Below are 12,582 nucleotides of genomic sequence, written 5' to 3' on the forward strand. Positions count from 1 at the left end.
GTCAGATCGCTGTGCCGAGTTGGAAGATGGGCAGGTACATCGCAACCACCAGGCCCCCGACGATAACACCCAGCACCACCATGATGAACGGCTCCATCAGGCTGGTGAGGTTATCGACCATGTTGTCCACTTCGTCCTCATAGAAGCTCGCGACCTTGTCGAGCATGTCATCCAATGCGCCGGACTCTTCGCCGATGGCGGTCATCTGGATCGCCATACTCGGAAAAATGCCGGAGGCGCGCATGGAAAAATTCAGCTGCATACCGGTCGACACGTCCTGCTTGATCCGCAGCACCGCGCGCTTGAACACAATGTTGCCGGTAGCGCCGGCCACCGAATCCAGGGCTTCCACCAGTGGCACGCCTGCCGCAAAAGTCGTCGACAGTGTGCGGGCGTAACGGGCCACGGCGGACTTGTACATCAGCGTGCCAATCAGCGGCATTTTCAGCAGCCAGGTGTCCATTCGGTCGCGAAAGCCTTGCGACGTTTTAAACGCGTGGCGCACGCCGAAGATGGCCGCGATCAGCACGCCGAGCATCGCCCACCACCAGTCCTGCATGAATTCCGAGAGGCCGATGACCATCACCGTGAAGGCTGGCAATTCGGCGCCAAACCCTTTGAATACCGATTCGAACTGCGGCACCACTTTGACCAGCAGGATCCCGGTCACGATGATCGCGACGAACACCACCGCCAGCGGGTAGGTCATGGCTTTCTTGATCTTGGCCTTGAGGCTTTCGCTTTTTTCCTTATAGGTCGCCACTCTTTCCAGCAGGGTATCGAGGGCACCGGCCTGCTCGCCGGCATCGACCAGGTTGCAGTAGAGCTCGTCGAAATACTGAGGTTTTTTGCGCAAGGAGGCGGCGAAGCTGTTACCCGCCGCGACTTCCTGTTTCACCTCGTCGATCAGCGCGCGCATGGCCGGGTTTTCGAAGCCTTCGCCGATGATGTCGAAGGACTGCAGCAGCGGTACGCCGGCCTTCATCATGGTCGCCATCTGCCGGGTGAACAGGGCGATGTCCTGGGCCTTGATGCGCTTGCCCAGGTTGAAAATCGAGGTGGACTTCTTGCGCACCTTGCCGGGGTTGATGCCCTGCTTGCGCAACTGCGCCTTGATCAACGCCGGGTTCTGGCCGCTCAACTCGCCCGTCATTCTAGTGCCTTTGCGGTCGGTGCCTTCCCAGGCGTAGACGCTGATTTTTGCTGCTTTGACCGCCATATTCAGTCCTTGGTGACCCGGTTGATTTCTTCAAGGCTGGTGATGCCTTGCATGGCCTTGAGCAGGCCCGACGTGCGCAGGTCGTTGAAGCCGTCTTTACGCATCTGGATGTCGATTTCCAGTGAATTGCCTTCGGCCATGATCAGCCGTTGCAGCTCCGGTGTGTTTTTCACCACTTCATAAATCCCCACTCGCCCTTTGTAACCGCCGTTGCACAGATCGCAACCGACCGGTTCATAGATCGTGAATGAGCCGATGCGTTCCTCGGGGAAGCCTTCCTTGAGCAGCGCTTCCCGGGGAATCTCGATGGGTTTCTTGCAATGGCTGCACAGCTTGCGCGCCAGGCGCTGGGCAATGATCAGGCTGATCGAGGTGGCAATGTTGAAACCCGGGATGCCCATGTTGTGCAGGCGCGTCAGGGTTTCGGCGGCGCTGTTGGTGTGCAGGGTCGACAGCACGAGGTGACCGGTCTGGGCGGCTTTGATGGCAATTTCGGCGGTTTCGAGGTCGCGGATTTCGCCGACCATGATCACGTCCGGGTCCTGTCGCAGAAATGAGCGCAGCGCCTGGGCGAAGTCCATTCCCTGCTTGGGATTGACGTTGACCTGGTTGATGCCTTCCATGTTGATCTCTACCGGGTCTTCGGCGGTGGAGATGTTGATGTCCACGGTGTTGAGAATGTTCAGCCCGGTGTAGAGCGATACGGTCTTGCCCGACCCGGTGGGGCCTGTCACCAGAATCATGCCCTGGGGTTGCTTCAGCGCGGCCATGTACAGGTCTTTCTGGTCCTGCTCGTAACCGAGGGCATCGATGCCCATTTGTGCGCTGGACGGGTCGAGGATCCGGATCACCACTTTCTCGCCCCACAGGGTCGGCAGGGTGTTGACCCGAAAATCGATGGACTTGGTCTTGGACAGGCGCATCTTGATCCGCCCGTCCTGGGGCCGGCGTCGCTCCGAGATGTCGAGGCTGGCCATGACTTTCAGCCGCGCGGCGATGCGACTGGCCAGGTGGATCGGTGGCTTGGCCACTTCACGCAACATTCCGTCGGTGCGCATCCGCACTCGGTAGGTTTTTTCGTAGGGTTCGAAATGCAGGTCGGAAGAGCCGCTTTTGATCGCGTCCAGCAACATCTTGTGGACGAAGCGCACCACGGGCGCGTCATCGGCATCCTGGCCGGCAATGGCGTCTTGTCTGTTGTCATCGATCGACTCGATGTCCACACCATCGAGGTCAACGTCAGCCATGTCTTCCAGGCCGGAGCCTTGGTTATCGAAGAATTTTTCGATGGCGTCGCTGAGCTTGTCGTCCTCCACCAGGATGGCTTCGGTATTCAGCCCGGTGCTGAACTGGATGTCATTGATGGCTTGCTGATTGGTCGGGTCGGAAACCCCCACGAACAACTTGTTGCCGCGCCGCCAGAGGGGCAGGGCGTGGTGCTGGCGAATCAGTTTCTCGCTGATCAGTCCCTTGGGCTGGCTCTCCTTGTCCAGGCAGTTGAGGTCGAGCAAGGCCATGCCGAAGTGCTCCGACGCGATCTCGGCGACCTGGCGACTCTTCACCAGTTTGTTCTGCACCAGATAGCTGATGAGGGAGATTCGGCTGCGCTGGGCTTGCTGATACGCCTGTTGCGCGCTTTGGTCAGTGAGCAGCTCGGCCAGGACCAATTGCTTGGCCAGACCGCTAAGGGCAATGTCATTCATTGGGATACCGGACGCAGACAGTTCATGACTTATAGCCTAGTCAAGCGGAGGAACCAAACCAGCGGTGTTGAGGTGACAAAAAGTGTCAGATAGTGCGGATTCTGGGGGTAGGAAACGGCGTTGCACTCGCCTCACGTCCCGGCCAACAGGCGCGCGGCGCTTGGCATGGGCTGTGCTGCGGCTAGTTCAGGTCATGAGATTTCGACTCATGCATGGAGCTTGTCTATGAATACTCAGAAAGGTTTTACGCTTATCGAGCTGCTGATCGTGGTGGCGATCATCGGGATTCTTGCGACGTTTGCGTTGCCGCAATATTCCAAGTATCAGGCCCGGGCCAAGGTCACGGCGGGGCTGGCTGAGATCAGCGCGTTGAAAGTGCCGTTCGAGGATCTTATGAATCAAGGGACCGATGTGACACTGGATAATATCGGTGGCGCCGCAACGACCTCCAACTGCACGACGTCAGCGACTGGCAAAGCGGCTGATGGGACAGGCTCTATCGCTTGCAAAATTCTTAATGCTCCGGGTCCGGTGTTGAATAAGTCCATTACTCTGACGCGCGCGTTGACTGGCTGGACATGCACCACCGAAGTCGATGCTGAATATGCGCCTAAAGCCTGCGCCGCTGCCGCTTCCACTGCCACATCAGGCTGATTTAAAACCGTTTTGCCTAGTGCCCCATCTTGCGGGTCGGGGGCATATCCGTTTTTGCGGTCACGGCGGCTGGCGGTTCCGCCCTTACGGCGGGTCACTTGGAAAAGCCCCAAGTAACCAAGGGCTCTTGCCCCTTTCGGTCGGTGCCTCGCCCAGGCTCGGCATGCCCTCGCTCCGGTCCTGCTCCGTGGGCCCGCCGCCATCGGCCATCCATGGCCGGGGGCGGCTAACCCGGCATCCATGCCGGGTTGCCCACTGCGCAGAACCTCCACTCGGCCTCCCGATGGGGCGTGCACCTCAAGATCAAAAGCTGGAGGCGAGCTAACGCTCGACCTGACTCTTCAAGCGTACGCATTCCCCTGTAGGAGCGAGCCTGCTCGCGAAAGACGTGAACGATAACGCGTGCTGTCTGAATGAACGCGGTGACCCAAACCTTAAATGAACAGCATTACGCCTTGCGGGGCGTTTTTTGTTCGCACTCCGGGAAAAATCGAGTAATTGAGAAAACTTCCAATAATTCATGGCCTTAGGCCTGCGGTAAAACCCGCAACTTGCATGTCGATAATTCCCAAGTCATGCATTCTGCATGATTTCGAAAATCAGGTGTTTTTTTAAGTCGTTGATTTATATGTATTTATTGGTTGATTCAAAGTTGGCACAGCGTTCGCACTATCTCCTGTAACCCTGCTGACAAGACACGCAGCAGACTTTATGAAAAACAGGAGTTACTCGTATGAAGAAGTTCGCTATCGCTGCCGCTACTGCTACCGCGCTGACCCTGACCATGGCCAACGTCGCATTTGCACAGACCCAGGCTACCCAGGCTCCAATGGTTCTGGCCGCTGGTGAAGTGACCGAAGTCAAGGAAGCTACTTCCGATACTTGGATCACCACCAAGGTCAAAGCAGACCTGGTGACTGAAAAAGGCATTCCTGGCACCGACATCAAAGTCGAAACCAACAAAGGCGTAGTGTCCCTGTCGTCCACTGTTGCGGTAACTGACGCTCAGAAAGCCACCGCTGTGGCGATCGCCAAGAAAATCAAAGGCGTTCAGGCAGTCTCTGCTGATGGCCTGAAATCCGAGTAAGGCAAGGCTTCTCGCCTGGACTGGGAGAAGGCGCGACAGACGGGCCGAGCAATACGTCTGCCGCCTCAGGAGAGTTCATGCGAAGGCCATAAGGATGTGGCCATTACAGGCCCCGGACATTCGTGTCAGGGGCCTGTTCTATTTGGGGCAGCGCAAAACCAAATGTGGGAGCGAGCTTGCTCGCGATTGCTGACTCACATTCGACGCCTATGTTGAATGAAAGACCGCTATCGCGAGCAGGCTCGCACACATTAAATTGTGCCCACATGATGTTGTGGTGGATTCAGTTGCCGCGCTTGCTGGTGATCTGCTTCAAACGATTACCTTCAAAACGCAGGTACTGATACATCCCGCCGTTGGGCCCGTAGGTCCATTCTTCGACTTGAAACTCTTCCCGGCGGTTAGCGCTGCGCTTGTAGCCCAACAGATCACGGCTGACCGGTTCTCCGCATTTCTGCAGCACTTCGCTGGACCTGTCACCGACACTGACCAATTGACTGCCGCAACGCAGGGTGTCGGCTGCCGAAGCCTGCGCTGCGGCTATCGCCAGAGCCAGGCTCATCAGCCATTTCGCGCCTGTCATTCGGCGTCCAGATGCAGCGGCGTAACCACCCGACCGTCACTTTCCGCTTCACCGAGGCTGGCGTCGATGAAGTACACGCGGTCATCGGCCAGCTGACCCTTGTCGACCAGATAATCCTTGATGCTGCTGGCGCGTTCCTGACCCAACTCACGCAACAGCACGTCGCTGGAACTCCAGAACTTGATCACGCCTTCGCGCATTTTTACCGTGCGTTCTTCCTTGCCCAGATCCTTCCATTCAGCGGGCGGCTGCGTTTTCAGGCGCGTGCGGTAGATCCCTTCCAGCAGTGGACCTTTTTCGTTATCCGGTACTTGCAGCAATGAAGCCTTCGCCGGCACCTTGTCACCGCGACGCTGGAGCATTTTGTAGTAGTTGTACTGGTATTCGCGTTCCAGACGTTGCTCGGCGATCAGCGGGCCATCGCTGCTGGCGGCCGCCGTGCCTTCGATTTCCAGGCGCAGGGCCGGGCGCTCCTTGAGGGCCTGGGACAGTTTGACCAGCGAATCTTCGGCGTCCTTGCTCAGGTCGCTTGAACCCGGCGCAAACGACACGGTGCCCAAATCTTCCGAACCGCCACCACTGACCAGCCCGCCAATCATTTTGAAGGGCGCTGCTGCGGCCTTCACGATCAGGTTGCGCAGGGTCTGCCAAATGATAGGCATGACACTGAATTGCGGGTTGTTCAGGTCGCCGCTCACTGGCAGCTCGATGGATATCTTGCCGTCGACATCCTTGAGCAAGGCAATCGCCAGCTTCAGCGGCAGGCTCACGGCGTCCGGGCTGTCGACCTTTTCACCCAGTTGCAGCTGCTCGACCACCACTTTGTTTTCAGCCAGAAGTCGGCCGTTGGTGATCTTGTAGTGCAGGTCCAGATTGAGCCGGCCCTTGCGGATGCGGTAACCGGCGAACTTGCCGGAGTAGGGCGTGAGCGTGGTCAGTTCGACACGTTTGAAACTGGTGGCGATGTCGAGGCTGGCCATCGGGTCGAACGGGTTGACCGCGCCCTTGATGGTGACCGGCGCATAACGGTCGACCTTGCCTTTGATATCGACGCTGGCCGGTTTCGCCTGACGGCTGTCGATGGTGCCGATTTGCCCATTGAGCTGTTGAACGGCCGTGGCGAAATTCGGGGTCAGGCTGAAGTCGGCGAAGTTGGCCGAGCCGTCATTGATGGCAATACCGCCAATGTGAATGCCCAGCGGTTTTTCCTTACCAGCAGGTTTGCCAGCAGCCGTTTTGGCGCCGGAGTCCGGCGGTTGCGGAATCAGCAGATCGTCGACGTTTGTGGTGCGGTCATCGTTGATCATGAAGCGCACATAAGGCTGGAACAGGTTGACCTTGTCGATCGACAGGCTGTCGCCGTGCTGATAGTTCAGGCCTTCAAGCACCAATTGCTGCCACTTGAGGAAGTCGCGGGTTTTGAGGGTGTCGAGGGTATGCAGTTGATCGACCTGGGCACGGCCGGTGACGTTGAATGCCAGCGGCTCAGTGCTTTTGAGATCGACCGCCAGATCACTGCCGAGCATGCCGCTGCGCAGTTCCAGGCGAATGAACGGGTTGATATAGGACTGGGCGACGCGTAGGTCGATGTCCTTGGTTTGTACGTTTAACCTGGCGCTGACCGGGGCCAGATTGACGATACCGTCTGCCGTGATCTTGCCTTGCTTGCCCACGCCCGTATCGAGCTTGAGGTTAAAAGGCGAGCCATTGAGGCTGTCGAAATTCTGCAGGTCCAGGTTCAGCGGGCCGACGTCCAGCGCCACGGCGGGTTGCGCCTTGCGGTCAGCCAGATGCACCTGGTAATTGCGCAGTTGCACGTCTTTGAGCAGCACCTGCCATGGCTTGCTCGGGGGCGCCGGTTCGGGGTTCGGTGAATCGGCGGCGGCCGGGGCGCTGGCCGGTTCGGCCTTGGCTTTAACGGCGGCTTTGGACGGTTGGCTGGCGAACAGTTTCTGCCAATCGAGTTGCCCGTCGGCTTCGAGTGCGGCCCAGGTTTCCAGTTTCTGGCTGCGGATCTTGCCGACGACCACTTGTTGCTTGGCCAGGTCCACGGTGGTTTCACTGATGTCCAGACGCTCAAGCTTCGCCAGTGGCCGGCCGTCTGGTGCTTTGATCGCGAACGGCGCGATGCTCACGGCAACGTTGCTCAACAGCAGTTCGGTTTCCTTGGACAGGTTGAGTTTGTAGTCGGTGCTCATGCTGAGGACGCCGTCTTCAAGCACCAATGGCACCGCGTCACGCACATAGGGCCAAAAGGATTTCATCTTGCCATCAGTGATTTTCAGCTTACCTTCGGAGGCGATCGGGATCAGGCTGAAATTGCCGGTCCAGTCGATCTGTCCACCGCCCGGGCCAACGGCCATCAAGGTCATGTCGGCACTGTCTTCCGGCAGGGTGCTGAGGTTCTTCAACTCGAAATCGAGTTTGTCGTAGAGGAATTCGATCGGTTCGCTGGGCCGTGCGTCCTGGAAGTGCACATAGCCGCCGGCCAGTTTGATCCGCTCGATGCGCAACGGGAACGGCTGGGCGTCCGGGTCGGCCGGGGTTGGCTCGCTGACAGGGATTTTGAACAGGCCGAGCAAATTGAGTTTGCCGTCCTTGCCGAAGAGGATTTCGGTCTTGGGTTTATCGATTTCGATATCGGACAGGTGCAGCGCTTTGGTCCAGAGGCTGTCGATCTGCAAATTGGCGTACAGGCGCTCGAAGCCGACCTGCTCCTTGCCCGGCTCGCCGATGATCAGGCCCCACAGGGTGACTTCCAGGCTGAACGGGTTGAGTTCGATCCGCTGGATCGTCGCGGGCGTCGTTGCGTAACTGGCCAATTGTTGATTGGCCACCCGCAACGCGATACCCGGCAAAATCAGAAACCCCAGCAGGCTGTAGAGGGCTAGAGCGGTCAACAGAGCGCCGATAGCGCGAATCAATCCTTTGGGCATGTGTGGCTTCATCTGTCTGAATCGGAGTGCGTTGGAGTATGGCACGCGTTTCTGGTTCCGAAGTGATCCTGCTTTATAGGATTTGTCTGATTTTCTGGACGAATCTCAGAGCTGGAGGATCAGGGTTTTCAGCGGCGGCTGCTCATCCATTGACGGAAAATCGCCGCCCGGCTTCATCACGGTCCACTCGCGCACCGGCCGGCCGGCTTTCTCGGCACAACGCAAAACCTGCTCGCGCCAGTCGTCCATGCTGACTTTTGCCAGGTTGTTGCAGCAGATCAGCACGCCATTGTCGGCGGTGGTCAGCAGTGCGGGTTTCAGCAGGCTCTGATAGTCGCGCAGCAGGTCGACGGTGCCGAAAGCGCTCTTGGCCCAGGCTGGCGGGTCCAGCAGCACGAGGTCGTACTGACGCTGTTCCAGACGCTGATAGCTCGGCAGTTTTTGCCCGCGGCGCTGGCTGATCGGCAGGCCGGCCAACTGGCGGATGGCCGGGAAGTAGTCGGACTGGATGAAGTCCATGGTCGGCAACTGCGGATTGAGCAGCCCGTTCTCGCGGCCGACGGCCAGGTTGCCCTCAGCGAAATCGAGGTTGCAGACTTCGCTCGCGCCACCGGCCGCCGCACTCAGGCCGACACCGCAGGTGTAGGCGAACAGGTTCAGCACACTTTTGTTTTTGCTGTGCTGCTTGACCCAGCCGCGCGTGTTGCGCAGGTCGAGGAACAGCAGCGGGTCCTGGCCGGCGTGGCGGCCGCGAACCCGGTAATTCAAGCCCCACTCGTGACCGACCAAGTCTTGCAGTGCAGCCTCGTCGGCGCGGTAGACGGTGTCTTCACGGTCGATGCGCGAGTTGCCCCGGGAGCGATCGTTGTAGACCAGCAGCGTTTCGAGGCCCAGGTGCTGATTGATGGCGTCGTGCAGTTGCAGCAGCGCATCCCGTTCCAGCGACTGGTGAAAACTTTGCACCAGCAATTGCGGGCCGTAGCGGTCGATCGTCAGGCCGCCGGCGCCTTCCTGGCTGCCGTGGAACAGGCGATAGCAATCGGTGCCTTGCTGATGCAGTTCGGTCAGCAGGTCCTGACGACGATCGAGGGCGGCGCGCAGCGCCTGATTCAAGGAAGACATGCTGTGCGCCTTGCAGGAGGGGAATTTGGCGCGGGAGTTTAACAGCATTGCACCTGTGGCGAGGGAGCTTGCTCCCGCTGGGCTGCGAAGCGGCCTCCATAATCTCAGTACTTGTCGAAGATTTTGCGAGCGCTTCGCACTGGTGCGCCAGCCCGGTCGGGCGGGAGCGGCTCCCTCGCCACAGAAGGCTGACATTCAGCGTTTTGATCGTTCCCACGCTCCGCGTGGGAATGCAGCCAGGGACGCTCCGCGTCCCACAAGCGGACGCAGAGCGTCCGGTGAGGCATTCCCACGCGGAGCGTGGGAACGATCAAACCTACAACAATCCCATCCGTCGTTTGGCCCGGTGCATCGAACCGTTACGCACCGCCCAGCGCAGCATTGGCACGCTGCGATTGACGCTGGCGCGGATCAGCTTGCGTTGCAGCGGGCTCTGGCTGACGCCCAGCATGTCACTGGCCCAATCCGGCAGCAGGTCGATCCCGGCCTTCATCATCAAACCGCCGAAAGGTCTGGCCAAACGGCTGGGGGACGGGGCGTTCAACAACAGCCGCAACACCTCTCGACTGCGCTCGTCGCACAACAGCTGTGGACGAATGCGCTGAAGGTAATCGGCAATTTCCTGCCGCGAACGGGGCACATCACGGGCGCCCAGCCGTTCGGCAACTATCGCGATCTCTGCGTAGTAACGGTCCTGATCAGCCAGGGACAAATCCGGATTGCGATAACGCAAATGGGCCGCGAGGAAGTTGCTGACTTCGGCCACGTGCACCCAGGTCAACAGATCGGGATCGCTGGCGGCGTAGGGCCGGCCATCCGGTGCCGTGCCGGTCACTTGCAGGTGGATGGTGCGGACTTTCTCGATCAGCCAGTCGGCATCCTTTCGCGAGCCGAAGGTGGTGCCGGAAATGAACTGCCCGGTGCGGCGCAGTCGGCCGATCATGTCTTCGCGGAAGTTCGAATGGTCCCACACCCCGGCCAGGGCCAGTGGATGCAGGGCTTGCAGCATCAGGGCACTGATGCCGCCGATCAGCATGCTGCTGAAGTCGCCATGCACTTGCCAGCTCACCGAATCGGGGCCGAACAGGCCGGGATCACCCTTGGGGTTTTCCAGGTCGAGCTTGCCCAGAGACAGACCGGTCAGGCTCATGATCTGGGTTTCGATGCGGGTTCGAATGAATTCCATGACGACTCAGTGGCGGAAAAGAAGGCGCGGCCATTAACGGCCGCGCAGGCTTTTGAAACAAGCATTTATTGGTTCAGGCGTTTATCGACCAGCTCCTGGACCACGCTCGGGTCAGCCAGGGTCGAGGTGTCACCCAGGCTGTCCAGTTCGTTGCAGGCGATCTTGCGCAGAATGCGCCGCATGATCTTGCCCGAACGGGTTTTCGGCAAGGCCGGCGCCCACTGGATCAGGTCCGGTTTGGCAAAGCTGCCGATTTCCTCACTGACGTGAGCCAGCAGTTGTTTCTTCAGTTCGTCACTGGGCTCGGTGCCGTTCATGGGGGTGACGAAGGCATAGATGCCCTGACCCTTGACGTCATGCGGGTAACCGACCACCGCCGCTTCGGCGATGCTGTCGTGCAGCACCAGCGCGCTTTCCACCTCCGCGGTGCCGATGCGGTGCCCGGAAACGTTGATCACGTCGTCGATGCGCCCGGTGATCCAGTAATCGCCATCCTCATCGCGCCGGGCACCGTCGCCAGTGAAGTAGTAGCCGGGGTAGGGCTTGAAGTAGGTGTCGACCATGCGTTGCGGGTCGCCGTAGACGCTGCGGATCTGCGCCGGCCAGCTGGATTTGATCGCCAGCACGCCGCTGCCGGCGCCTTTGATTTCCTTGCCCACTTCATCAAGCAACACCGGTTGCACGCCGAACATCGGTTGTGTGGCGCAACCGGGTTTGATCCGTTGAGCACTGACCAGCGGGCTGATCATGATGCCGCCGGTTTCGGTCTGCCACCAGGTATCGACGATCGGACAACGCTGTTCGCCGACGGCATTGAAGTACCACTCCCACGCTTCCGGGTTGATGGGCTCACCGACAGTGCCGAGTAATCTGAGGCTCGCGCGGGAAGTTTCCTTCAACGGTTCGGGGCCTTCACGCATCAGGGAGCGCAGGGCGGTCGGGGCTGTATAGAAAATGTTGACATGGTGTTTGTCGATCACTTGCCAGAAGCGCGAGCTGCTCGGGTAGCTCGGTACGCCTTCGAAGATTAGCGTGGTCGCGCCGTTGGCCAGAGGACCGTAAACGATGTAGCTGTGGCCGGTAACCCAACCGACATCGGCGGTGCACCAGAAGACTTCGTCGTCGCGGTAGTCGAGCACGTACTTGAAGGTCATCGCCGCTTGCAGCAGATAGCCGCCAGTGGTGTGCAGCACGCCTTTGGGTTTGCCGGTGCTGCCGGAGGTGTAGAGGATGAATAGCGGGTCTTCGGCGCCCATCGGTTCAGGCGGGCAATCGTCGCTAACGTCGCGCAGCGCCTGGTGATACCAGATGTCGCGGCCTTCGACCCAGTCCACTTCGCCCTGGGTTCGCTCGACCACGATCACGGTGCTGACGTTCGGGCAACTGAGCAGTGCCTTGTCGACCTTCTGCTTGAGCGACACGACTTTACCGCCGCGCACGCCTTCATCGGCGGTGATTACGGTGTGGCAGTCGGCATCGAGAATCCGGTCTCGCACAGAGTCCGGAGAGAAACCACCGAACACCACCGAATGCACCGCGCCAATGCGCGTACAGGCGAGCATGGCGTAGGCCGCTTCGGGGATCATCGGCAGGTAGATGCACACGCGGTCGCCTTTTTTCACGCCACGGCTTTTGAGCACGTTGGCCAGGCGGCAGACGTTGTGATGAAGCTTTTTGTAGCTGATCTGGGTGGATTCGGCAGGGTCGTCGCCTTCCCAGATGATCGCGGTTTGATCGCCGCGCTTTTCCAGGTGACGGTCGATGCAGTTGTAACTGACATTCAACTTGCCGCCGGCAAACCAGCTCGCTTCACCGGTTTTCAGGTTATAGCGCTGGACGGTATCCCAGGGGGTGCTCCAGTCGAGAAAGCGTGTGGCCTGTTCGGCCCAGAAGGTGCTGGGGTGCTCGATGGATTGGCGGTACAGGCGCTTATAGTCGTCTTGACTCAGATTTGCAGCCCGGCGGACGGCATCGGCTTGGGGGAACGTGCTGATATCGAACATGACGGTTCCTTATTCTTGTTTTGCGACAAGTAATAAAGATGCGCCGAGTGAGGAGAGGGTTCAAGTCAGCTGCCGATCGGTGTGGAAGG

General features: G+C 59.3%; 9 protein-coding genes. 2 read left to right on the forward strand and 7 right to left on the reverse strand.

Going from position 1 to position 12,582, the window contains the following annotated elements:
• Position 1: 1 nt before the first annotated feature.
• A complete protein-coding gene (locus tag PFAS1_RS15695; RefSeq protein ID WP_076029717.1) occupies positions 2–1,219 on the reverse strand; it encodes a type II secretion system F family protein in 1,218 nt (405 codons plus the stop codon).
• Positions 1,220–1,221: 2 nt separating this feature from the next.
• The gene (gene pilB / locus PFAS1_RS15700) at positions 1,222–2,922 is read right to left on the reverse strand and encodes a type IV-A pilus assembly ATPase PilB (RefSeq protein WP_076029718.1); all 1,701 of its coding nucleotides are present in this window, start codon (positions 2,920–2,922) and stop codon (positions 1,222–1,224) included.
• A gap of 225 nt (positions 2,923–3,147) precedes the next feature.
• Here pilB and PFAS1_RS15705 point away from each other — a divergent pair, with 225 nt between their 5' ends.
• Together PFAS1_RS15705 and PFAS1_RS15710 are read left to right on the forward strand one after the other, a co-directional pair.
• On the forward strand, positions 3,148–3,576 hold the full coding sequence (locus PFAS1_RS15705; RefSeq protein ID WP_076029719.1) for a pilin: 429 nt from the start codon (positions 3,148–3,150) through the stop codon (positions 3,574–3,576).
• A 733-nt stretch (positions 3,577–4,309) separates the two neighbouring features.
• On the forward strand, positions 4,310–4,663 hold the full coding sequence (locus tag PFAS1_RS15710) for a BON domain-containing protein (protein WP_076029720.1): 354 nt from the start codon (positions 4,310–4,312) through the stop codon (positions 4,661–4,663).
• A 283-nt stretch (positions 4,664–4,946) separates the two neighbouring features.
• Here PFAS1_RS15710 and PFAS1_RS15715 read toward each other — a convergent pair whose 3' ends face one another.
• From PFAS1_RS15715 to acs, 5 genes are all read right to left on the reverse strand, one after another.
• Positions 4,947–5,246, reverse strand: a complete 300-nt coding sequence (locus tag PFAS1_RS15715; RefSeq protein ID WP_076029721.1) for a DUF2845 domain-containing protein — start codon at positions 5,244–5,246, stop codon at positions 4,947–4,949.
• A complete protein-coding gene (locus PFAS1_RS15720; RefSeq protein ID WP_076029722.1) occupies positions 5,243–8,194 on the reverse strand; it encodes a DUF748 domain-containing protein in 2,952 nt (983 codons plus the stop codon). Before PFAS1_RS15720 ends, PFAS1_RS15715 begins: the two co-directional genes overlap by 4 nt.
• A gap of 93 nt (positions 8,195–8,287) precedes the next feature.
• Entirely contained in the window at positions 8,288–9,304 is a 1,017-nt protein-coding gene (locus tag PFAS1_RS15725; RefSeq protein ID WP_076029723.1) for a class I SAM-dependent rRNA methyltransferase, read from the reverse strand.
• Between the two features lie 316 nt (positions 9,305–9,620).
• Positions 9,621–10,490 carry an oxygenase MpaB family protein gene (locus PFAS1_RS15735; protein WP_076029725.1) on the reverse strand — a complete coding sequence of 290 codons (870 nt, stop codon included), beginning with the start codon at positions 10,488–10,490 and terminating at the stop codon, positions 9,621–9,623.
• 65 nt (positions 10,491–10,555) lie between these two features.
• Complete coding sequence (acs, locus tag PFAS1_RS15740) at positions 10,556–12,493, reverse strand: acetate--CoA ligase (RefSeq protein WP_076029726.1); 1,938 nt, start codon at positions 12,491–12,493, stop codon at positions 10,556–10,558.
• Positions 12,494–12,582: the final 89 nt, after the last annotated feature.

Origin of the sequence: Pseudomonas frederiksbergensis, assembly GCF_001952935.1 — a bacterium.
Lineage (GTDB): Bacteria > Pseudomonadota > Gammaproteobacteria > Pseudomonadales > Pseudomonadaceae > Aquipseudomonas > Aquipseudomonas frederiksbergensis.